Below are 22,582 nucleotides of genomic sequence, written 5' to 3' on the forward strand. Positions count from 1 at the left end.
GGCCCGGGGACGTTCGACCCGGGACGGCGCGGGCGGCCCCCGATAGGCTCGCCGCGCACCCGCCGTCCCCACCGGTCGCGCGCGTGCCGACGACGCCCGACGAGGTGAGGAGCCCGCACGTGAGGATCGGTGTCCCCCGCGAGGTGAGGGACGGGGAGCGGCTGGTCGCCACCACCCCGCGCACGGTCGAGCGCCTGCGGGCGCTCGGGTACGAGGTGGTCGTCGAGCACGACGCGGGCGCGGGGGCCACGTTCTCCGACGCCGCGTACGAGGCTGCGGGCGCCGCGGTGGTCGACGCCGCGACGGCGTGGGGGGCCGACGTCGTCACCGCCGTGAACGCGCCCACCGACGCGCAGGTGGCGCTCCTGCGCCCGGGCGCGACCCTCGTCGCGATGCTCGGTCCCGCGAACGACCCCGACCTCGTGCGGCGCCTCGCCGACCACGGCGTGACCGCGCTCGCGCTCGACGCCGTGCCCCGCATCTCGCGTGCCCAGGCCCTCGACGTCCTGAGCACGCTGTCGAACGTCGCGGGCTACCGCGCCGTCGTCGAGGCCGCGGCCGAGTACGGCGGCATGTTCGCGGGGCAGGTCACCGCCGCGGGCAAGACGCCGCCCGCGAAGGTCTTCGTCATCGGCGGCGGCGTCGCGGGCCTCGCTGCGGTCGGCGCGGCCGCGAGCCTCGGCGCGCAGGTCCGCGCGTTCGACGTCCGGTCGGAGGCGGCCGAGCAGATCGAGTCCATGGGCGGCACCGCCGTGCGCGAGCCCGCGGCGCAGCAGGGCATGTCGGCCGACGGCTACGCGAAGCCGCTCACGCCCGAGCAGGAGGCGGCGGCCCTCGCCGTCTACGCGCGCGAGGCGGCCGACGCGGACGTCGTCGTCACGACGGCGCTCGTGCGCGGCCGGGCGCCGCGCACCCTCACGGCCGAGGCGGTCGCCGGGATGCGGCCCGGGAGCGTCGTCGTCGACCTCGCGGCCTCGGGCGGCGGCAACTGCGCGCTCACCGTGCCGGGCGAGCGCGTCGTCACCGAGAACGGCGTCGTGGTCGTCGGCTGGACCGACCTCGCGGGCCGGCTCCCGCAGCACACGTCGCAGCTCCTGGGGACGAACGTCGTGCACCTGCTCGAGCTGCTCACGCCCGGCAAGGACGGCGTGCCCGTGCTCGACCTCGACGACCCGGTCCAGCGCGGCATGACCGTCGCGCGCGCCGGCGAGGTGCTCTGGCCGCCGCCGCCCGTCGCGGTGAGCGCCGCGCCGTCCCCCGCCGCGCCACCACCGCCGGACCCCGCCCAGGAGGCCGCGGACCGCGAGCGCGCCGCCGCGGAGGCCGCCGCGGCCGCGAGCCTGCGCCGCCGCCGTCGGACCGTCGGCGCCGCGCTCGCCGCGGTGCTCGTCACGCTCGCGCTGTCGTTCGCGCCGCCGTCGCTCGTCGGGCACGTCACGGTGTTCACGCTCGCGGTGATCGTCGGGTACTACGTCATCTCGAACGTCACGCACTCCCTGCACACGCCGCTCATGGCCCAGACGAACGCGATCTCCGGCATCATCCTCGTCGGCGCGCTCCTGCAGCTCGGCTCCGACGACTGGGTCGTCACGACGCTCGCGCTCGTCGCGGCGACGCTCGCGAGCATCAACGTGTTCGGTGGCTTCCTCGTCGCGAACCGCATGATCGGCATGTTCCGCAAGGACGTCCCCGCCCGTGCGCAGGGGGTGGCCCGATGACCGCCACGTCCGTCGCCCAGGCCGTCTACGTCCTCGCGGCCGTCCTGTTCGTGCTGAGCCTCGCGGGCCTGTCGAAGCAGGAGTCCGCGCGCCGCGGCAACGTCCTCGGCATGGTCGGCATGGTCCTCGCGCTCGCCGCGACGATCGTCCTCGCGCTCGGCACGAGCGCCCGCCCGGTCCTCGTCACCGCGCTGCTCGTCGCGGTCGTGCTCCTCGTGGGCGCCGCCGTCGGGACGTGGCGGGCCCGCCGCGTCGAGATGACGCAGATGCCCGAGCTCATCGCGATCCTGCACAGCTTCGTCGGGGCCGCGGCCGTGCTCGTCGGCTTCAACTCGTACCTCACCGCGCAGGCCGCGGGGCACGACGACGTCGCGCACCTCGTCGAGGTCTCGCTCGGCGTGCTCGTGGGCGCCGTGACGTTCACCGGCTCCGTCGTCGCGTTCCTCAAGCTGTCCGGCCGCACGCGGTCGGCGCCGCTCCAGCTCCCCGGCCGGAACCTGCTCAACCTCGGGGCGCTCGTGGCGAGCCTCGGGCTCGTCGCGTGGTTCGTCGTCGCGCCGTCCGTGTGGCCGCTGCTCCTGCTCACCGTCGTGTCGCTCGCGCTGGGCTGGCACCTCGTCGCGTCGATCGGGGGCGGTGACATGCCCGTCGTCGTCTCGATGCTCAACTCGTACTCCGGCTGGGCCGCCGCCGCGGCGGGCTTCATGCTCGGGAACGACCTGCTCATCGTCACGGGCGCGCTCGTCGGGTCCTCCGGTGCGATCCTCAGCTACATCATGTGCCGGGCCATGAACCGGTCGTTCGTGTCCGTCATCCTCGGCGGCTTCGGGGCCGAGGAGGGCGCGGCCCCCGCGGGCGGCGAGGGCCCGCAGGGCGAGCACCGCGAGGTGAGCGCCGACGACGTCGCGGCCCTCCTGCGCGACGCGCGGAGCGTCGTCATCACCCCGGGCTACGGCATGGCGGTCGCCAAGGCGCAGTACCCCGTCGCCGACCTCGTGCAGCTCCTGCGCGACGGCGGCGCCCAGGTCCGCTTCGCCGTCCACCCCGTCGCGGGCCGGCTCCCCGGGCACATGAACGTGCTGCTCGCGGAGGCGCGCGTCCCGTACGACATCGTGCTCGAGATGGACGAGATCAACGACGACCTGGCGGGGACGGACGTCGTGCTCGTCATCGGGGCGAACGACACCGTGAACCCGGCCGCGCTCGACGACCCCGGCTCGCCCATCGCGGGGATGCCCGTGCTGCACGTGTGGGAGGCGAAGCAGGTCGTCGTCTTCAAGCGGTCGATGGCGGCCGGCTACGCCGGGGTGCAGAACCCGCTGTTCTTCCGCGAGAACACCGGGATGCTCTTCGGGGACGCCAAGCAGCGGGTCGAGGACATCGTGGCGGCGCTCCGCGCGGGCTGAGGGGCCGCGGGCGACCGGGACGGCGCGGGGCCCGCGGAGCGCGCGTCGGCGATCAGCCGGGCACGCGCTCCCGGGCGGGCGCGAAGGTCAGCGACGGCAGCGTCTCGAGCGTCCGGTGCGCGGCGACGTAGTCCTTGAGGTCCCCGCGGAAGACGACGCGACCCGGCAGGTCGAGCAGCGTCTGGGGCCGCACCTGCCACCGCTCGACCCCGAGGTCCCACACGCCCGCGCCGTGCAGCACGTGGTAGACGAACTCCGAGCAGAAGAACCGGTCCTCGGCCTCGTGCCCGCGGCCGAACCGCGCGCCGACGAGGCCGCGCACGTTGTACGAGAACGCGTGCGAGTCGAGCAGGAACTCGGTGATCCGGACGCGGATCGCCTCGTGCTGCTCGGGGGTCACGGGCACCGCGAGCACGACCCCCGGCACGACGTCCATGCCGCGGTACAGGCCGTCGTCGAACCGCTCGCGCCGGAAGCAGCCGACGAACGGGTTGCCCGCCCGGCGTCGACCGAAGCTGAACATGAGGTCGAGCCCCTGGTCGAGCGCCAGGGAGGAGTGCGTGAACTCGTCGCGCGTCGCCAGCGCGATCGTCCGGGACAGGACCGTACGACTGCGGGACAGGACGACGTAGACGTTCACGCGAGTGACCATACGATGCCCGAGCCCGCAAGCGGAACGGGCGGAGCGGGGTATTTGTCCGGTCAGCCGCGACGAGGCGCGGTCGGCCGGGCCCGCGAGCGCGAGATCCCCGCGCTCATCCGTCCGACGGCGCCCGGTCGAGAACCACCCGGTCGAGGACCGCCCGCGCGTGCCGGAGCACCGGCTCGTCGACCATGCGGCCCGCGAACGTGAAGACGGCGCCCGTGCCGCCCGGGTTCGCGGCCGCGGCGTCGAGCAGCGCGCGGGCGTCGGCCACCTGCTCGGCGGTCGGTGCGTAGGCGGCGCGGATCACGGGGACGTGGCTCGGGTGGATGCACGCCGTCGCGGCGAACCCCGACGCGGCGGCGTCCTCGGCCTCGGCGCGCAGCCCGTCGAGGTCGCCCACGTCGAGGTGCACCGCGTCGACCGCGGCCTTCCCCGCCGCACCGGCCGCGAGCAGCACCGCGGCGCGGGCGTGCCGCGCGACGTCGCGGTACGTGCCGTCGGGGCGGCGGCTCGACGTCCCCCCGAGGGACGCGACGAGGTCCTCCGCGCCCCACATCAGCGCGACGACCTCGGGCCTGCGGGCGAGCTCCGGCGCCGCCACGACACCGGCGGCCGTCTCGCACAGCGCGAGCACTCGCACGCCGGGGAGCGTCGTCGCGAGCCCACCGAGCGACGCGAGCAGCTCCGGCCCGGCCTTGGCGACCATGACCGTGCGCAGGCGCGTGTCCGCGAGCGCCGCCACGTCGAGCGCGTGCTCGGGCGTCCCGACGGGGTTCACGCGCACGACGGTGCGCGCCGGGTCGAGCGTCGCGGACGCCTCGACGACGGCTCGCCGCGCGGCGTCCTTGGCGTGCGGGGCGACGGCGTCCTCGAGGTCGAGGATCACGGCGTCCGCGCGGTCCGCGGCCTTGGCGAAGCGGTCGGGCCGGTCGGCGGGGCAGAACAGCACCGCGGGCCCGAGCCCGAACCCTGGCGGGGAGGCGGCCCGGTGCCCGACGCCGTCGCTCACCACGCGCTCTCCTCGTCGCCGCGCTCGAGGACGGGCTCGTGCACCCCGGCCACGTGCTCGCCGGGCCCGGGGCCGTCGTCGCGCCCGGTGCCGGGCCCGGGGGTCTCAGCGGGATCGGTACCCACCGTGCCCACAGCCCCGGGTCCGGTGGACGCCCCGGGGGACCGGGCGTCGTCGGGCACCGGCGCGGACGCCGCCTCGTGGGCGGCGCGCGTCCAGAAGAGCGCGGTGCGGACGGCGCGCGCGACGAGCACGCCGTCCTGGTTGTAGCCGCGGTGCTCGAGGGTCACGACGCCCTGCCCCGGCCGCGACGCGGAGAGCCGCTTCTCCACGACCTCCGTCTCGGCGTAGAGGGTGTCGCCGTGGAACAGCGGCTGGGGGAACTCGACCTCGCGGAACCCGAGGTTCGCGACGATCGTGCCCTGCGTGACCTGCCCGACGGACAGCCCGACGAGCGTGGACAGCGTCATCATCGAGTTGACGAGCCGCTGCCCGAACGGCTGGGTCGCGGCCCACGCGGCGTCGAGGTGCAGCGCCTGGTGGTTCATCGTGAGCGTGGAGAAGACGACGTCGTCCGCCTCCGTGAGCGTGCGGCCGGGCCGGTGGCGGTACACCACGCCCGTCTCGAGCTCGTCGTAGTACAGGCCCCGCTGGACCACCTCGCGCATGCTGCTCCTCCCCTCGTCCCTGACGTCGGCGTCGGTCCCCCGCTAGCCGTCCAGTCCCAGGCTCCTCGCGATGACCATGAGCTGCACCTCGGTCGTGCCCTCGCCGACCTCGAGCACCTTCGCGTCGCGGTAGTGCCGCGCGACGGGGTTCTCGTTGAGGAACCCGTAGCCGCCGAAGATCTGCGAAGCGTCGCGCGCGTTCGCCATCGCGGCCTCGCCACCGACGAGCTTCGCGACCGACGCCTCCGCCTTGAACGGCTTGCCACGCACGAGCTTCTGCGCGGCGTCGAGCCACGCGAGGCGCGCGGTGTGCACGCGCGCCTGCATGCGGGCGAGCGTGAACGCGACGTGCTGGTTCTCCCCGATCGACCGCCCGAACACGACGCGCTCGCGCGCGTACCGCAGCGCCTCCTCCAGACAGCCCTGCGCGGCGCCGGTCGCGAGGGCGGCGAACGCGATGCGGCCCTCGTCGAGCGCGCGGAGGAAGTTCGCGTACCCACGACCGCGCTCGCCGAGCAGGTTCCCGGCGGGCACGCGGACGCCGGTCAGCGTGAGGGGGTGCGTGTCCGAGGTGTGCCAGCCGACCTTGTCGTACGACGGCCCGACCTCGAGCCCGGGCGTCCCCGCCGGGACGATGATGCTCGACAGCTCCTTGCGCAGCTCGCCCTCCGGGCCGACCGTCTCGCCCGTCACGGCGGTGATGGTCACGAGGCTCGTGATGGGCGTCCCCGAGTTGGTGATGAACTGCTTCGACCCGTCGATCACCCACTCGTCGCCGTCGAGCCGCGCGGTCGTGCGGGTGCCGCCCGCGTCGGACCCTGCCCCGGCCTCGGTGAGCCCGAACGCCGCGAGCGCCCGCCCGGCGAGCAGGTCGGGCAGCCACCGCTCCTGCTGCTCGCGCGAGCCGTGCCGGTAGAGCGGGACGATCCCGAGCCCGACCCCGGCCTCGAGCGTCACCGCGATCGACTGGTCGACGCGCGCGAGCGCCTCGACGGCGAGGCACAGCGACACGTAGTCCTGGCCCTGGCCGCCGACGTCGCGCGGGAACGGCAGCCCGAACAGCCCCAGCTCCCCCATCTGCGCGATGATCTCCATCGGCAGGCGGCGTTCCGTGTCGTAGCGGTAGGCGGCGGGGGCGACGACGCTGTCCGCGAAGTCGCGCACCACCTGGCTGAGCTTCCGCTGCTCGTCGTCGAGCAGGACGTCGGCCTCGATCATGATGCTCCCTGGGTGTCGGGTTGCGGGACCGGGGCGGCGGGTTGTGCCGCACCGGAGTCGTGAGGGTGGACGACGGCGACCACCTGGTCCCGGCGCACGAGGTCGCCGGGGCGCACGCGCACGTCGGCGACGCCGTCGTGCGGGGCGAGGAGCGGGTGCTCCATCTTCATGGCCTCGACGGTGACGAGGACGTCCCCGGCGGTGACGGGCTCGCCGTCCGCGGCGACCGTGACGACCGTGCCGGGCATCGCGGCGCGCACCTCGGGGTCGGTCGCGCCGGGCGCGTCGCCCCGTGCCCGACGGCGGTCGGCCCGCGCCCGTGCGGCGCGTTGCTCCCGGTCCGGGGCGGCCAGGGCGACGGTCCGCCCGTCGCGCCACACCCACACCGTCGCGGGCTCCCCGTCGGCGGGGGGTGCGTCGAGGGCGAGCCGCACGCGCTCCCGGACACCGTCCAGGGTGAGCCACCACGCGCCGTCGGCCCCGGGGTCGCGGACGAGCGACGCCCGCGCCGCGTGCGTCGTCGAGCCGGGCCACGCGCCGTCGTCGGCTGCCGGCACGTGCACGACGGCGTCCCCCACCACCCCGGACACCCGCACCTCGTGCGCGCTCCCGGCCGCATCGACGAGCAGAACCCGCCGCGGCGCCGCGCCCCCGTTGAGCCGCCACCCGTCCCCCACCCGCCAGGGATCGCCGGCGGCAGCCATCCCGGCGGCGAGCAGGCGGCTATGGCCCGTCCCGCCCCCCGGACGAGCCACAACCGCCTGCTCGACGAGGAACAGGGCTGCGGCGACGAGGTCGACCCAGTCCGGACCGCCCGGCCCCTCGCCGGGCCCGACCACCGACGCCACGAGCCGGTCGATCAGGCCGGTGTCGAGCCGACCGGCACGGACGTCGTCGTCCGCGAGGAGAGACCGCAGGAACGCCGTGTTCGTCTCGACGCCCAGCACGACCGTCCGCGCGAGCAGGCCGTCGAGGCGCTCCACGGCCTCGTCGCGCGTCTCGCCCCAGGCGACGGCCTTCGCGAGCATCGGGTCGTAGTGCCCACCCACCACGGCAGCGGCGGAGATCCCGGAGTCGAGGCGCAGCGGCGAGGCGCCGGGCCCGGACGGGACGCCACCGTCGTCGTAGACCAGCACCGACCCGGTCGCCGGGAGGAAGCCGCGGTCGGGCGACTCGGCGTAGAGGCGCGCCTCGACGGCGTGGCCGCGGAGCACGACGTCGCTCTGCGCCAGGCCCAGCGGCTCGCCCGCCGCGACGCGGAGCTGGAGCGCGACGAGGTCGAGGCCGGTGACTATCTCGGTCACGGGGTGCTCGACCTGGAGGCGCGTGTTCATCTCGATGAAGAAGAACTCGTCGGGGCTCGCGGCGGGGACGAGGAACTCGACCGTCCCGGCGCCGACGTACCCGACCGACCGCGCGACCTCGCACGCGGCCTCGCCCATGCGGGCGCGCTGCTCCGCGGTGAGGAGCGGCGACGGCGCCTCCTCGACCACCTTCTGGTGGCGGCGCTGGAGCGAGCACTCGCGCTCGCCGAGGTGGACCACGGTCCCGTGCGTGTCGGCGAGCACCTGCACCTCGATGTGGCGCGGCGCCTCGACGAGCCGCTCGAGCAGGAGCGTGTCGTCGCCGAACGACGACGCCGCGACCCGACGCGCCGACGCGAGCGCGCCCGGCAGGTCGGCCTCCGCGCGCACGACGACCATGCCCTTGCCCCCGCCCCCGGCGGACGGCTTGACGAGCAGCGGGAACCCGACGGCGCCCGCGGCGGCGAGGAGGTCGTCGTCGGACATCCCGGGCTCGCCCGCCCCCGGCACGACGGGCACGCCCCGCGCGCCGACGATGCTCTTCGCGGCGAGCTTGTCGGCCATCGCCTCGAGCGCGTCGACGCCCGGCCCGACGAACGCGATCCCCGCGCGCTCGCACGCCCGGGCGAGCGCCGGGTTCTCCGAGAGGAAGCCGTAGCCGGGGTGGACAGCCTCGGCCCCGGTCGCGACGGCCGCGGCGACGACGGCGTCGACGTCGAGGTAGCTCTGCGCGGCGGGCGCGGGCCCGAGCCGGACCGCGACGTCCGCCTCGCGCACGTGGCGCGCGTCGGCGTCGGCGTCGGAGAAGACGGCGACGGACCGCACGCCGAGGCGGCGCAGCGTGCCGATCACGCGGCACGCGATCTCGCCGCGGTTGGCGACGAGGACCGTGCGGAACCCGGGACCGCCGGTCGGGCGGGCGGTCGCGTCGTGGAGGGTGCGGGAGGTCATCGGCTCACATCCGGAAGAGGCCGAACCGGTCACCGGTCCAGGTCTCGGCGAGGGGCGTGCGCGCGCACACGCCGAGGGCGAGGCCGAGCACGCGGCGCGTGTCGGCGGGGTCGATCACGCCGTCGTCCCACAGCCGCGCGGTCGCGTAGTAGGGGCTGCCGTGCTCGTCGTAGTCGGCGCGGATGCCGGCGGAGAACGCGGCCTCCTCGTCGGGGTCCCACGTCTCGCCGCGCGCCGCGAGCTGGTCGCGCTTGACGGTCGACAGCACGGACGCGGCCTGCGGGCCGCCCATCACGGAGATGCGGCTCGCGGGCCACGACCACAGGAAGCGCGGCGAGTACGCGCGCCCGCACATCGAGTAGTTCCCCGCCCCGAACGACCCGCCGACGATCACCGTGAGCTTCGGGACGCGCGTCGTCGCGACGGCCGTGACCATCTTCGCGCCGTCCTTCGCGATCCCGCCCGCCTCGGCGTCCGTGCCGACCATGAAGCCGGAGATGTTCTGCAGGAACAGCAGGGGGATGCCGCGCTGGTCGCACAGCTCGACGAAGTGCGCCCCCTTGAGCGCGGACGCCGAGAACAGCACACCCTGGTTCGCGAGGATCCCGACGGGGTGCCCGTGGATCCGCGCGAAGCCCGTGACGAGCGTGTCGCCGTACTCGCGCTTGAACTCGTCGAACCGGCTCCCGTCGACGATCCGGGCGATGACCTCGCGCGGGTCGTAGGGGGCCTGGACGTCGGCCGGGACGGCGGCGTACAGATCCTCCCCCGGGTCCTGTACGGCGGCACCCGCCACACGGGGAGGCTCGCTGGGCGCCACGTCCCACGCGGGCTCCGGGTCGGGCGGGAGCGTCGCGACGATGCGCCGCACGGTGTCGAGCGCGTCCTCGTCGTCGTCGGCGAGGTGGTCGACGACGCCGCTGCGGCGCGCGTGCAGCTCACCGCCGCCGAGCTCCTCGGCCGTGACGACCTCGCCGATCGCCGCCTTCACGAGCGGCGGACCGCCGAGGAAGATCGTGCCCTGCCCGCGCACGATGACCGTCTCGTCGCTCATCGCGGGCACGTAGGCGCCGCCCGCCGTGCACGACCCGAGCACCGCGGAGATCTGCGGGATCCCCGCCGCCGAGAGACGCGCCTGGTGGTAGAAGATGCGGCCGAAGTGGTCGCGGTCCGGGAACACCTCGGCCTGCCGGGGCAGGAAGGCACCGCCCGAGTCGACGAGGTAGACGCACGGCAGCCGGTTCTCCAGCGCGATCTCCTGCGCCCGCAGGTGCTTCTTCACCGTGAGCGGGTGGTACGTGCCGCCCTTCACGGTCGCGTCGTTGCAGACGACCATGATCTGCCGCCCGCTCACCACCCCGATCCCGGCGACGACACCCGCGGCCGGCCACGCGCCGTCGTCCACGCCGTACCCGGCGAGCGGCGCGATCTCCAGGAACGGGCTGCCCTCGTCGAGCAGGCGGTCGACGCGGTCGCGCGGGAGCAGCTTGCCGCGAGCCACGTGCCGGTCGCGCGCCGACGCCGGGCCGCCGCGCGCGACGTCCGCCGTGCGCTCGCGCAGCTCCTGAGCGAGCCCGCGCTGCGCGGCGTCGTTCGCCCGGGCCGCGTCCGACCCGGGCTCGACGGCGCTCGTCAGGACGGTCACGCGACCACCTCCTGCCGGCTCCCGGCGAGGAGCGCGAGCGCCGGGTCCTCCAGCAGCGCGCCCAGGTCGGCGAGGAAGCGCGCGCCCTGCTCGCCGTCGACCACGCGGTGGTCGAACGACAGGCTGAGCGTGACGACGTCGCGCAGCGCGACCTCGCCGTCGTGCTCCCAGGGCCGACGCCGCACCGCCCCCAGGCCGAGGATCGCCGCCTCGCCGGGGACGAGGATCGGGGTGCCCGCGTCGACGCCGAACACCCCGACGTTGGTGATCGAGATCGTCCCGCCGGTCAGGCGCTCGGGCGTCGTGCGGCCGTCGCGCGCGGTGGTCGTGAGGTCGGTCAGCGCGACGGCGAGGTCGGGCAGGTCGAGCGCCTGCGCGTCGGGCACGTGCGGCACGACGAGCCCCCGGTCGGTCGCGACCGCGATCCCCAGGTGCACCCGTCGGTGCCGCACGATCTCCGCCGAGCCGTCGGGGAGGTCGCGCCACGCGCTGTTGAGCGCAGGGTGGCGCGGCAGCACGAGGCACAGCGCGCGGGCCGCGAGCGCCAGCACGGTGATCCGCGCGCCGCGCGCGAGGCGGTGGGTGCGCAGCCGTTCCAGGAGCTCGACGCTCCGCGTCACGTCCACCGTGAGGAACACCGTCGCGTGGGGCGCGGTGAACGCGCTCGCCACCATCGCCGCCGCGGTGTGCTTGCGCACGCCCCGCACGGGCACGACCTCCGCCTCGAGGCCGGCCGCGCGGTCGGCGGCCACGCCCGTCGCCGCACCCGGCGCCGAGAGGGGAGAAGTGGCCCCGCGGCCGCGGTCCGGAGGGGCCACTTCTCGCTTCTCGCCGCTCGATGCCCCCGGGCCGGCGGACGTCGCGGGGTGCGCGTGGTGCTCGTCGCGCGGTCGGCGGGCGACGTCGCGATGGCAGCTCACCGCCGCGAGGACGTCCTCGCGCGTGATGAGCCCGTCGCGGCCGGAGCCTTCGACCCGGTCGATCCGCACGCCGAGCTTCTTCGCGAGCGCGCGCACGGGCGGTGTCGACCGGGGCCGCTCGCCGGTCACGGTGGTGCGGCGGGGTGCCTCGGCGACGTCGGGCCGTGAAACCTGGGTCTCAGTCGCCGCCCGCCGGGGTCGACGCGCGGGCCGCCCGACCCGGTCGGGTCGGGCCCCGTAGCCGACGAGGTTCGGCTCGGGCGCGTCGGTGGGGTCGGCCGGGGCGGCTCCCACCGCGGCGACCGCCCCGACCAGGGCGGGGACGGCGTCGGGCACCCGAGCCGGGACCTTGGCGGCCCCGGGCGCCGCGGCGCCGTCCGTCACGGGGGCGGCACCGCCGCCGGACACGGGGGCCGCGCCGTCGTCGACCTCGAAGGTGACCAGCGGCTCGCCGACGCTCACCGTCTGACCTTCCTCGGCGTGGAGGGACGCGACGACGCCCGCGTACGGGGACGGGAGGTCGACGAGGGCCTTCGCGGTCTCGACCTCCGCGATGACCTGGTTGAGCTCGACGCGGTCGCCCGCGTGGACGTGCCAGCTGACGATGTCGGACTCGGTGAGCCCTTCGCCCAGGTCGGGGAGGCGGAACTCGCGCAGCGCCGTCATCGGGCCACCTCCGCGACGGGACGCCCGGACGACGGCACGAACGGCTCCACCCGCCCCAGGACGCGGTCGACGCCGTCGAGGATGCGGTCGAGGTCGGGCAGGTAGTGGCCCTCGAGCTTCGCGGGCGGGTACGGCATGCCGTGGCCCGTGACCCGCACGGGCGGGGCCTCGAGGTACTCGAAGCAGCGGTCCGTCACGGTCGCGGCGATCTCCGCGCCGAGCCCGGCCTGGCGCGGGGCCTCGTGCGTGACGACGACCCGCCCGGTCTTGCGGACCGACGCCGCGACGGTGTCGTGGTCGATCGGCGACAGCGAGCGCAGGTCGACCACCTCGACGGAGACGCCGTCGTCCGACGCGGCGACGGCCGCGTCGAGCGCGGTCCCGACGAGGCCGCCCCACGTGACGAGCGTGACGTCGTGGCCCTCGCGCACGACGCGGGCCCGGTCCATGGGCGGCGGGTCGACGGGGTCGAGGTCGACCTCGCCCTTGAGGTGGTAGCGCCGCTTGGGCTCGAAGAAGATCACCGGGTCGTCGCACGCGACGGCCTGACGGAGCACGGTGTACGCGTCCTGGGGGTTCGCGACCGACACGACGCGCAGCCCGGCCGTGTGCGCGAACAGCGCCTCGGGCGACTCCGAGTGGTGCTCGGCCGCGCCGATGCCGCCGCCCACGGGGATGCGGATCGTGATCGGCAGGCGCACCTTCCCGCCGGTGCGGGCGTGCATCTTCGCGAGCTGGGACAGGATCTGGTCGAACGCGACGAACACGAAGCCGTCGAACTGGATCTCGCACACCGGCCGGTAGCCGCGGTACGCGAGCCCGACGGCCGTCCCGATGATCCCCGACTCCGCGAGCGGGGTGTCGAGCACGCGCCGCGGTCCGAACTCCGCCTGGAGCCCGTCCGTCACGCGGTAGACGCCGCCCAGGCGGCCGACGTCCTCGCCCATGACGACCACGCGGTCGTCGTCCGTCATCGCGCGGTGCAGCCCGGCGCCGAGCGCCTTCGCGAGCGTGAGGGTCGTCATCGCGCCTCCTCCCCGTCGAAGCCGGCGAGGTAGTGCGCGTACTCCGCGCGCTCGCGGTCCAGCGCGTGGTGCGGCTCCGCGTAGACGTGGTCGAAGAGCGAGAGCGGCGGCGGGTCGGTGAGCGCGACGCACCCGGCGCGCAGCTCGGCGGCCGCCGCGTCGGCGACCTCCTGCACGTGCGCCGCGCCCGCGTCGTCGAGCACCCCGACGGCGCGCAGGTACGCCTCGAAGCGCGCGATCGGGTCGCGGCGCGTCCACTCCTCCACCTCGGTCGCGTCGCGGTAGCGCTTCGGGTCGTCGGCCGTGGTGTGCGGGCCCATGCGGTAGGTGACGGCCTCGATCAAGGTCGGGCCGCCGTCGTGCCGGGCGCGGTCGAGGGCCGCGCGGGTCACGGCGAGCACGGCGAGGACGTCGTTGCCGTCGACGCGCACGCCCGGCAGGCCGAACCCGCGGGCGCGCTCCGCGAGCGGGACGCGCGACTGGAGCGCGACCGGCTCGGAGATGGCCCACTGGTTGTTCTGGCAGAAGAACACCACCGGCGAGCGGTACGTGGACGCGAAGACGAACGCCTCGTTCACGTCGCCCTGGCTCATCGCGCCGTCGCCGAAGTACGACACCCCGACCGGCAGCCCTGCGGCGGCGTCGACGCGGCCGGCGTCGACGTCGTTCTGCACGCCCATCGCCCAGCCCGTCGCGTGCAGCGCCTGGGCGCCGATGATGACCTGCGGCGACGCCATGCCGATCGCGTACGGGTCCCAGCCGGAGACCGCGACGCCGCGCCACACGCGCACGAGGTCGACGAGGGCCGCGCCGCGCACCCGCGCGACGGCGTGCTCGCGGTAGGAGGAGAAGACGAAGTCGTCGTCGCGCAGCGCGCGTGCCGAGCCGACCTGCGCCGCCTCCTGGCCGAGGAGCGGCGGCCAGAGCGCGAGCTCGCCCTGCCGCTGGAGCGCCGTGGCCTCCGCGTCGATGCGACGCGCCACGACCATGTCCTCGTGGAGCCGCAGCAGCGTCGACCGGGCCGACGCGCGCGCGGCGTCGTCGGACGCCGTCGGGTCGAGGTCGGCGAGCCACCGGTCCAGGTCCGGGTCGCGATGGCGGGTGCCGTCCTCGTCGAGCACGCGCAGGGTCGGCGTCGACCCGGGGCTCGGGTCGGGCGGGTCCTGCCGCGGCGCGTCCTTGCGCACGTCGCGCACCACGTTCTTCCGGTCTGCTCGTGCGTCGCGCGGGGTTGCCGCCCGGTGACCGTCGTACGCCTTCGGCGGGGTCGCCGCCGTCGGTCCGGTCCGCACCGCAGGTTCGCTGGGCATCGTCGCCACCTCACCTCGGGGAGCCGGTCCTCTCCGTCGAGGACCGAGGTAGGGGGAACGTAACCCGCGTCACGCACATGGCTCCACCGACGCCTGCCGCACCGTGCACTGTGACCGCTGTCACTCGGTTAGGGTGAGCAGCATGCACAGCGCCGACGCTGTCGACCTCGACCTCCTGCTCGCGCTCGCCGACGACCCGCGGGCCACGATCGTCGCGCTCGCCGACCGGCTGCGGCTCTCCCGCAACACGGTCGCCGCGCGGCTCGCACGCCTCGAGGCCGAGGGCGCGTTCCTCGACCTCGACCGGCGCATCGACCCGCACGTGCTGGGACACCCCCTCACGGCGTTCGTCGAGGTGCAGCTCCGGCAGAAGGAGCTCGCGCGCATCGTCGACGACCTCGCGCGCATCCCGGAGGTCGTGCAGGCGTTCGGGCGCAGCGGCACCGCGGACCTGCGCGTCACCGTCGCTTGCCGCGACACGGACCACCTGTTCCGAATCGACGCCGCGATCCTCGCGATCGACGGCGTCGAGCGCACCGAGACGTCGCTCTCCATGGGAGAGCTCATCCCCTACCGGCTGCGGCCGCTCATCGAGAAGCAGCGCCGCGGCCCGCGGTGACGGGGACTCGGACGGTCAGCTGAAGCCGATCGCGCGCTGCGCGACCCGGTAGGCCAGGACCGTCACGCGCCGTCCCGCCGGACCGGGTAGGTTGGCGATCTGCCCGAGGCCCGACCAGCGCACCTGGTGGTAGAGCTGGGGGTCCTGGGCGCGCAGGCGCGACCAGAGCCGCTCCTTCTCCACGAGGCACGCGGGCGTCCCCGCGCGCACGAGCAGGATCGACGACACCGCGCAGATGATCTCCACGTAGTGGAGCAGGTAGCGGCGCAGGCGCCGGTCGGTCACCGGGGTCCGGGAGACGTGCTCGAGCATGAGCCAGTTGACGCGGAGCTGCTGGTCGAGCCGCTTGAGCATGACCGCCTCGTGCACGGACTGGTCCTCGCGGCCGATGAAGTACCGGTAGAGGTCGACGTCGAGGTAGTACAGCGTGCGCACGTGCGCGAGCGGCACCAGCGCGTACAGGTTGTCCACGTAGAACGTGTGCTCGGGGAGCCGCAGGCCCGCGTCGCGCAGCACCTGGGTCCGGTACATGAGGGCGTGCATCATCATGTACTGGCGCTTGGCGAAGCGGCGGGTCTGCGACCACGTGAGCACGCGTCCGCGCGGCAGCGCGCCGCGGTACCGGACGGCCGTCTTCACGCGCTTGCCGACCTTCTCGTACACGAAGTTGCTCACCAGCAGGTCGACGGGCTCCCCGCCGGGGGTGCCGGCGTCCACGAACCGGCGCACGAACCGGCGCAGCGTCGTGAGCACCTGGGCGAGCGCGGCGCGGTCCACCCAGTCGTCGGCGTCCACGACCTTGAGGTACTCCCCGCGCGCGTGGTCGAGGCCGGTGTTGATCGCCGACCCGTGCCCGCCGTTGGCCTTGCGCAGCACGTGCACCTCGCCGGGGAACCGGTCCGCGTAGCCCTGGGCGAGCGCCGCCGTCCCGTCGGTGGAGCCGTCGTCGACGACGAGCACCTCCACCTCGGGACCGAACCCGACGAGCGAGTCGAGGGCACGCGCCAGGTACGGCTCGGCGTTGTACGCCGGGACCACGACGGTCAGGAGCGGGGTCACGACGCACGCACCTCTCCGGCGTGCTCCGCCTCCGGCGCGGCCGGCGTCTCGGGCACCTGCTTGAAGATGACCTTGAAGATCGGGAAGAACACCCAGAACGAGATCGCGGCGTTGATGATCATCGTCGTGAAGTCCGCGAGGGTCTCGCCGGCGCCGCCCAGGCCCCACGTGTCGATGAACAGCTCGTAGATCGGCGTCTTGTACAGGCCCTGCGCGGCGGCCGCCGCGATCGAGATGACGACGTACGCGATGGCGTACCAGAGCGCGGCCTTCGCGACCGACGAGTTCGACTTGAACGTGATGGTGCGCTGAGCGAAGAAGTTGATCACCTGCGCCACCAGCAAGGTGATCTGCACGGCGAGGAAGTATGCCAGCCCTCCGCCGCCGCCCGGGAGCGGACCGGCGGCGTAGTCGAAGACGTAGAACGTCGACCCGTCCGGGTTCGTCCCGACCGGCCAGACCTGGAACGCCACGTCGACCAGGGCGGTCATGCCGAAGACCCACTTGATGAGGGGCATGAGCGCGAGCTGCAGCACGGTGATGCCGTTGCTCAGCACGAGGAACACGACGAACTGCGCGGTCCCCGGTCGCTTCTCGGAGAACCGGCGCCAGGCGTCGCGGAGGCGGGTGAGCATGGGTGTTCCCTTTCGAGCGGGTCAGGCGTCGCCGCGCAGCGTGCGGGCGGTACGACGGTCGGCACGGCGGTTGCGGACGAACCCGCGCACGACGGCGCCGGTGCCGCGGAAGAAGTGGCCGTTGACGATGCGGACGATGCCGTCGACCATGGCGTCGTCGACCATGCCGCCGGTCATCTTCCCGATGGCCCGGAACGGCATGTTGAGCAGGAAGAGGACGTTGAGGTCCGGCGCACCCTTGCGGTCGGCCGCGTCGCGCCGCCAGGACAGGACGCGGAACGCGAGCCGGGCCAGGGGCGAGCGCGCGTCGGCGAGGCGCGAGAGCGGGTCGTTCACGCCGAGCACCCCGGACCACGCCGCGGTCGGGACCGGCCGGCCGAGGAGCGCCGCGAACTGCGCGTCCGACACGTCGTGGACGCGTCCGGTGCGGTACGGCTCGGGCAGGTCGTCCTCGGTGCGCGGAGGCACCGTGCCGTCGAGCTCGACCGTCGCACGCAGCGGGAGGTCGTCGACGTGGGAGCCGACGAGCACCGACCAGGCACCCTGCTCGACCTGCCACGCCCCGGTCGCCACGTCCCAGTGCCGGAACGCCGCGTCCCCGAGGGCCACGGTGACCGTGCGCGACTCGCCGGGGTCGAGCTCGACGCGCGCGAACCCCGCGAGCGCGCGGTCCGGGCGGTGGACGCCCGGCGTCTCCCGGCGCACGTAGACCTGCACGACGTCCGCCCCCGCGACGGGCCCGGTGTTGGTGACCGTGACCGTCACGCCGACGGCTCCCGCGTCCGCGTCGACCACGAGGTCGGAGTGCGCGAACGTCGTGTACGACAGCCCGAACCCGAAGGGGAACGCGACCGGGACGTCCGCGCTCGTGTAGTACCGGTAGCCGACGTACAGGCCCTCGCGGTAGACGGCGGTGCGCCCGGTCGCGGGGAACGACGCGGCGGTCGGGGTGTCCGCGAGCCGCACGGGCAGCGTCTCGGCGAGCCGTCCCGACGGGTTGACGGCGCCGGTGAGCACGTCGAGGACGCCCCCGGCCCCGGCCTGCCCCCCGAGGTAGCCGTGCACGAGCGCGCGAGCCGCGCCGAGCCACGGGGTGGAGATCGCGCCCCCGCCCGCGAGGACCACGACGGTCGCGGGGTTGACCGCGGCCACGGCCTCGATGACCTCGACCTGCGCCGGGTGCAGCGCGAGCGTCGTGCGGTCCAGGCCCTCCGACTCGGCGATCTCGTCGAGGCCGAGGAACAGCAGCACCGCGTCCGCGCCCTGCGCGGCCGCGACCGCCTGCTCGCGCAGCGCGGCGTCGGGCGTGCCGTCCCGGCGGAAGCCGGGGGCGAACGTCGTCAGCTCGAGCCCCGAGTCGTCGATCACGTCGAGCACGCTGTCGAGGCGCGTCGGGTTGACCGCGGAGGACCCGGAGCCCTGGTAGCGCGGGGTGCGCGCGAAGTCGCCGACGACCGCGACCCGGGTCCCCGCGGCGAGCGGCAGGATCGCGTCCTCGTTCTTGAGCAGCACCGCCGAGCGCGCCGCGACCTCGCGGGCGAGCGCGTGGTGGGCGTCGGCGTCGACGGCCGGGGCGGTGCCCGGCTCGCGGGCCGCGGCGACGAGCCGCAGCACCTCCTCGGCGCGCGCGTCGAGGTCGGCCGCGTCGAGGCGGCCCGACCGCACAGCATCGACGAGCCGGCGCGCCGAGCCCAGGCCGGCCGCGGGCATCTCGAGGGTGCCACCGGCCGCCGCGGCGGCGACGACGTCGTTCGAGCCGCCCCAGTCGGAGACGACGGCGCCGTCGAACCCCCACTCCCGGCGCAGGACCTGGGTGAGGAGGAACGGGTCCTCGTGGGCGTAGACGCCGTTGACGAGGTTGTACGACGACATGACCGTCCGGGGCCGGGCCTCCGCGACGACGATCCCGAACGCCGAGAGGTAGACCTCCCGGAGCGTGCGCTCGTCGACCACGGAGTCCGAGACCATGCGACGCAGCTCCTGGGAGTTCACCGCGAAGTGCTTGGGGCACGCGGCGACGCCGTGGGACTGGATCCCGCGCACGTAGCCGGCGGCCATCCGGCCCGCGAGCAGCGGGTCCTCGGAGAAGTACTCGAAGTTGCGCCCGCCGAGCGGCGAGCGCTTGATGTTGAGGCCCGGGCCGAGCAGCACGTCCACGTCCTGCGCCGCGGCCTCGGCGCCGAGCGCGGAGCCCACACGCTCGGCCAGCTCGACGTCCCACGTGTTCGCCACGGCGGCCGCCGTCGGGAAGCACGTGGCCTCCTGCGAGGCCGCGATGCCGAGGTGGTCGGCCGCCCCGAGCTGCTTGCGGACGCCGTGCGGGCCGTCGGCCAGCCAGAGGGAGCGGACGCCGAGCCGCGGGAGGTCGTGCGTCTCCCACACGGTCTTCCCCGTCAGCAGGGCCGCCTTCTCCAGGAGCGTCAGGCTCGCGGTCGGGACGACGGCGGTCGTCGTCCCCGGGGCCGCGGCCGTCTCGCCGGCCGCGGCGGTGGTCTCGCCGTGGAGCTGCACGGTGCTCTCCTTGCGTGGTCGTGGGGTCGTGCGGGGGTGCGTCAGGGCGGTCCCGGGCAGGCCGGGGCCGGCCGTCGGCGGTGCGCCGCGGACGGCGGCTGGTCGGACGTGCGGGGCGGGGGCCCGGTGCCGGACGGCGGTCCGGGCCCCGGCGTCGGGCCGGCGGTGGTGGGCGCCGCCGGCCCGACGGCGCCGGGTGCCGGGTCTCCCGGGCGGTCGCCCGCCCGGGAGGCCCGTGGTCACCGGCTACCGGGCGGCGGGGACCGCCGGCTCGGAGGCGGGTGCGGCGACCTCCTCGGCCGCCGACCGGTGCCGGCGGACGCGCCGGACCACGAGGAAGGCGCCGACCAGGACGAGCAGCCCGAGCAGGACCGACACGCCGATCTGGACGTAGACCCAGCTGGGCGGCGTGTACGTGACCGTCGCGCCGGGGGCGAGCCCGTTCATGGCGTTCGAGTTGGCCACCGTGAACAGGATGTTGTGGGTCGCGTTCCGGATGTCCGTGACGGCCTTCGCGGACGTCGTGTCGCCGAACGACTTCGACGGCTGGAAGGTGAGCGTCAGGTCCGTACCCCCGTCGAGACCCTCGTTGGGGTTCATGTACGGGTACAGGTTGAAGTCCGTGATCGCGAAGCCCTCGAAGCCCCACTCCCCGCGCAGCACGTCCGTCATGAGCGGCTTCGAGCCGCCCGTCCACGTCGCGCCGATGCGGTTGAACGAGCTCATGATGCCGAGCGCCCCGACCGTCGTCTCCTCGATCGTGCCCTCGTCGTCCGCGATGTAGCGGACGTCCAGGGAGACGTCCTTGATCGCGAGCTCGAACGGCTTGAGGTAGATCTCGCGGATCGTCTGCTCGGTCGCCCAGGTCGCCGGGCCGTTGTCGACGCGGTTCGTCTCCTGCTCGTTGAGCGCGAAGTGCTTGAGCATCGTGTAGACGCCCTTGCTCGCCGCGCCGTTCGACACGGCGGCGGCCATGCGGCCCGAGAGGAGCGGGTCCTCCGAGTAGTACTCGAAGTTGCGGCCGCCGAACGGCGAGCGGTGCAGGTTCACCGCGGGCGCGTACCAGCCGTTGAGCCCCTTCTGCAGGGCCTCCTCGCCGATCATCGTGCCCATCGCGGTGCCGAGGTCGACGTCCCACGTCTGCGCGATGAGCACCTCGGACGGGTAGGCGACGCCGTTGATCGACGAGTTGATGAAGGACGAGAAGCCCGCCGGGCCGTCCGGCTCGACCGTCTGCGGCTTGGCGATCGAGGCGATCGCGGCCGTCTGGTACGCGCCGTTGAGGAGCATGTCCGTCATGTCGCCGACCGTCAGGGAGTCGAGCAGCTCCTCCCACCGCGGGTCGTCCTTCGGCAGGCCGCGCAGGTCGACGAGCGTCAGGTCGGAGCGCTCGCCGGTCGCCGGCATCTCGCCGTCGAACGCGGCGGCCTCGGCCTCGTGGTCCCAGGCGGCGAAGCCCTCCTGGGTGGCCTCGTCCGCGACCGACTGCTCGGCCGTCGGGGCCTGCGGGAACGTGCCCGCGAAGTCGGCGCGGGACATCGGGACGACCGTGCCGTCCGCGCCGTCGGCGCTGAAGCGCGCGGAGACGTCGTCGAACCGGTTCGTCACCTCGGCGAGGTCCGACGCGCGGTGCTCCTCGCCCGTGTACACGACGTCGGACGCGACCGGGTAGGTGATCGGCTCGGTGCCCGCCGCGAGGGTGTGGGAGTCCGTGCGCAGGCTGAGCGTGTAGTCGCCCGCCTCCAGGACGTACGCCTTCGCGCCCAGGTGGTCGTAGGACGCCATGTCCTCGACGGCGAGCTCGAGGGTCACCGTCTCGCTCGCGCCCGGCTCGATCGTCCCGGTCTTGGCGAAGTCGCCGAGGACGACCTCGGACTTCTCGATCCCGCCGGGCGTGTACGGCGCCGAGTAGTAGAGCTCGACGACGTCGCGGCCGGCGACCGTGCCCGTGTTCGTCACCTCGACCGTGACCGCGACGGTCCCGTCGACGTCGCCCGCCTCGGTGCCCGTGACCGCCCACGCGAAGTCGGTGTAGCTCAGGCCGTAGCCGAACGGGTAGACCACCGCGTCGTCGTAGTCGATGAAGCCCTCGGCCGCCGCGGTCTCGTAGTAGCGGTACCCGACGTAGATGCCCTCGCTGTAGTTCACGAACGGCGCGTTGCTCGTGACCGTCGCGTTGGACGTCGCCTTCTCGACCGCCGAGACGGGGTAGGACGCCTCGACGTTCGAGTAGAAGAAGCTCCCGAAGTTGGCGAACGTCGGGTCGGCCGTGAAGTCCGCGGCCCACACGTCGACCGTGCGGCCGGACGGGTTGACCTCGCCGGTGAGGACCGACCCCAGGGCGTTGAAGCCGGTGGCGCCGGGCGAGCCCGCGAGGAGGATCGCGTCGACCTCCGGGTCGGCCTGCAGCTCGCCGAGCTCCAGGGTCGTGGACGCGTTGACGACCACGACGACCGTCTCGAAGCTCGACTTCGCGAGCGCGATCAGGTCCTTCTCGTCCTTGTTCAGCTCGAGCTGGTGCTGACCGGGCTCGGCGTGGTCGTCCCAGCCGGTCATGTCGCGCGTGAGGTCGCCGCCCTCGCCGCCGGGGCGGCCGATCGTGACGATCGCGGCGTCGCCGAACTCGGCGAACGTCCCGGACCGGGCCTCGTAGTCGCCGACGGGCAGCTCGCCGACGGTGTAGCTCGACGCGTCGGGGTTGTCCATCTCGATGTGGCCGCGCGGGTTCTCCGCCGCGAACGCCTCGATCGTGGCGTAGACCTCGTCGTTGACCGTGAGGCCCGCGTTCTCGAGGCCCCCGCGGACGGTCACGGCCGAGTTCGTGTCGACCGAGCCGGAGCCCGAGCCGCCGAACACCGGGTCCGCGGACGCGCGGCCCAGCATGGTCACGCGGGCGTCGGGCGTGAGGGGCAGCGCGCCGGCCTCGTTCTTCGCGAGGACGATGCCGCCGGCCGCGATCTCCTCGACGAGGGCCTTCGCGGCCTCGTCGACGGACTCCTGGCTGTCGTGCTCGGCCGTGTAGTACGCGGTGTCCCAGCCCGAGGACTCCTCGGAGTTGGTGAACGTGTAGGTGCCGGACCCGAGCTGGGACGCGACCCAGCCGCCCGCGACGTTGAGCGCGACGTTCGCGACGACGACGAGCACGGTCACCGTCGCGAGCACGGGGACCCAGATCCACAGGAACTTCTTGTTCGACATCGGTGTCCTGGCACCGTCGGCGTTCTTCGCCCTGGCGTTCACTGCATTCCTCCTCGAGTGCGGCCCGTTCCTCA

The 22,582-nt window shown here is 74.5% G+C and carries 15 protein-coding genes and 1 pseudogene; 3 read left to right on the plus strand and 13 right to left on the minus strand.

Annotation, left to right across the window (positions count from 1 at the left end):
- Window positions 1-119 precede the first annotated feature (119 nt).
- Window positions 120-1,718 carry a Re/Si-specific NAD(P)(+) transhydrogenase subunit alpha gene (locus BXA05_RS03445; protein ID WP_076404102.1) on the plus strand — a complete coding sequence of 533 codons (1,599 nt, stop codon included), beginning with the start codon at window positions 120-122 and terminating at the stop codon, window positions 1,716-1,718.
- Window positions 1,715-3,124 (plus strand): Re/Si-specific NAD(P)(+) transhydrogenase subunit beta, encoded by a 1,410-nt coding sequence (gene pntB / locus BXA05_RS03450; RefSeq protein ID WP_076403913.1) that lies wholly within the window; start codon window positions 1,715-1,717, stop codon window positions 3,122-3,124. The genes BXA05_RS03445 and pntB overlap by 4 nt, the downstream gene beginning before the upstream one ends.
- Before the next feature lie 52 nt (window positions 3,125-3,176).
- Here pntB and BXA05_RS03455 read toward each other — a convergent pair whose 3' ends face one another.
- From BXA05_RS03455 to BXA05_RS03495, 9 genes and pseudogenes are all read right to left on the minus strand, one after another.
- Window positions 3,177-3,764, minus strand: coding sequence for a hypothetical protein (locus BXA05_RS03455; protein WP_051028391.1), 588 nt, complete (start codon window positions 3,762-3,764; stop codon window positions 3,177-3,179).
- A gap of 115 nt (window positions 3,765-3,879) precedes the next feature.
- Window positions 3,880-4,782, minus strand: a complete 903-nt coding sequence (locus tag BXA05_RS03460; protein WP_280174296.1) for an HpcH/HpaI aldolase/citrate lyase family protein — start codon at window positions 4,780-4,782, stop codon at window positions 3,880-3,882.
- A 191-nt stretch (window positions 4,783-4,973) separates the two neighbouring features.
- A pseudogene (locus BXA05_RS03465) lies at window positions 4,974-5,447 on the minus strand (MaoC family dehydratase); the annotation flags it as partial.
- 42 nt (window positions 5,448-5,489) lie between these two features.
- Window positions 5,490-6,665, minus strand: a complete 1,176-nt coding sequence (locus BXA05_RS03470; RefSeq protein WP_076403917.1) for an acyl-CoA dehydrogenase family protein — start codon at window positions 6,663-6,665, stop codon at window positions 5,490-5,492.
- Complete coding sequence (locus tag BXA05_RS03475) at window positions 6,662-8,920, minus strand: ATP-binding protein (RefSeq protein WP_076403919.1); 2,259 nt, start codon at window positions 8,918-8,920, stop codon at window positions 6,662-6,664. Before BXA05_RS03475 ends, BXA05_RS03470 begins: the two co-directional genes overlap by 4 nt.
- A 4-nt stretch (window positions 8,921-8,924) precedes the next feature.
- A complete protein-coding gene (locus BXA05_RS03480) occupies window positions 8,925-10,565 on the minus strand; it encodes a carboxyl transferase domain-containing protein (protein WP_076403920.1) in 1,641 nt (546 codons plus the stop codon).
- Entirely contained in the window at window positions 10,562-12,151 is a 1,590-nt protein-coding gene (locus tag BXA05_RS03485) for a dihydrolipoamide acetyltransferase family protein (RefSeq protein WP_076403921.1), read from the minus strand. Before BXA05_RS03485 ends, BXA05_RS03480 begins: the two co-directional genes overlap by 4 nt.
- On the minus strand, window positions 12,148-13,176 hold the full coding sequence (locus BXA05_RS03490) for an alpha-ketoacid dehydrogenase subunit beta (protein ID WP_021483500.1): 1,029 nt from the start codon (window positions 13,174-13,176) through the stop codon (window positions 12,148-12,150). Before BXA05_RS03490 ends, BXA05_RS03485 begins: the two co-directional genes overlap by 4 nt.
- Complete coding sequence (locus BXA05_RS03495) at window positions 13,173-14,486, minus strand: thiamine pyrophosphate-dependent dehydrogenase E1 component subunit alpha (RefSeq protein ID WP_083711441.1); 1,314 nt, start codon at window positions 14,484-14,486, stop codon at window positions 13,173-13,175. Before BXA05_RS03495 ends, BXA05_RS03490 begins: the two co-directional genes overlap by 4 nt.
- A gap of 142 nt (window positions 14,487-14,628) precedes the next feature.
- Between BXA05_RS03495 and BXA05_RS03500 the strand changes: the two genes are divergently transcribed.
- On the plus strand, window positions 14,629-15,105 hold the full coding sequence (locus BXA05_RS03500) for an Lrp/AsnC family transcriptional regulator (protein ID WP_021482549.1): 477 nt from the start codon (window positions 14,629-14,631) through the stop codon (window positions 15,103-15,105).
- Between the two features lie 15 nt (window positions 15,106-15,120).
- Here the strand turns inward: BXA05_RS03500 and BXA05_RS03505 are convergent, their stop codons facing one another.
- From BXA05_RS03505 to BXA05_RS03520, 4 genes are all read right to left on the minus strand, one after another.
- Entirely contained in the window at window positions 15,121-16,164 is a 1,044-nt protein-coding gene (locus BXA05_RS03505; protein WP_076403922.1) for a glycosyltransferase family 2 protein, read from the minus strand.
- Complete coding sequence (locus tag BXA05_RS03510) at window positions 16,161-16,799, minus strand: hypothetical protein (RefSeq protein ID WP_076403923.1); 639 nt, start codon at window positions 16,797-16,799, stop codon at window positions 16,161-16,163. The genes BXA05_RS03505 and BXA05_RS03510 overlap by 4 nt, the downstream gene beginning before the upstream one ends.
- A 21-nt stretch (window positions 16,800-16,820) precedes the next feature.
- Entirely contained in the window at window positions 16,821-19,310 is a 2,490-nt protein-coding gene (locus BXA05_RS03515; RefSeq protein ID WP_083711342.1) for a glycoside hydrolase family 3 C-terminal domain-containing protein, read from the minus strand.
- 246 nt (window positions 19,311-19,556) lie between these two features.
- The gene (locus tag BXA05_RS03520) at window positions 19,557-22,550 is read right to left on the minus strand and encodes a glycoside hydrolase family 3 C-terminal domain-containing protein (protein WP_076403924.1); all 2,994 of its coding nucleotides are present in this window, start codon (window positions 22,548-22,550) and stop codon (window positions 19,557-19,559) included.
- Between the last annotated feature and the right edge of the window lie 32 nt (window positions 22,551-22,582).

Origin of the sequence: Cellulosimicrobium funkei (assembly GCF_900155925.1) — a bacterium.
GTDB classification, from domain to species: Bacteria; Actinomycetota; Actinomycetes; order Actinomycetales; family Cellulomonadaceae; genus Cellulosimicrobium; species Cellulosimicrobium funkei.

Bases quoted from the DNA above. Each gene is read 5' to 3' on its own strand.
- BXA05_RS03475 (WP_076403919.1), bottom strand. From the start codon at position 8,920: ATGACCTCCCGCACCCTCCACGACGCGACCGCCCGCCCGACCGGCGGT.
- pntB (WP_076403913.1), top strand. From the start codon at position 1,715: ATGACCGCCACGTCCGTCGCCCAGGCCGTCTACGTCCTCGCGGCCGTC.
- BXA05_RS03510 (WP_076403923.1), bottom strand. From the start codon at position 16,799: ATGCTCACCCGCCTCCGCGACGCCTGGCGCCGGTTCTCCGAGAAGCGA.
- BXA05_RS03485 (WP_076403921.1), bottom strand. From the start codon at position 12,151: ATGACGGCGCTGCGCGAGTTCCGCCTCCCCGACCTGGGCGAAGGGCTC.
- BXA05_RS03470 (WP_076403917.1), bottom strand. From the start codon at position 6,665: ATGATCGAGGCCGACGTCCTGCTCGACGACGAGCAGCGGAAGCTCAGC.
- BXA05_RS03500 (WP_021482549.1), top strand. From the start codon at position 14,629: ATGCACAGCGCCGACGCTGTCGACCTCGACCTCCTGCTCGCGCTCGCC.
- BXA05_RS03490 (WP_021483500.1), bottom strand. From the start codon at position 13,176: ATGACGACCCTCACGCTCGCGAAGGCGCTCGGCGCCGGGCTGCACCGC.
- BXA05_RS03495 (WP_083711441.1), bottom strand. From the start codon at position 14,486: ATGCCCAGCGAACCTGCGGTGCGGACCGGACCGACGGCGGCGACCCCG.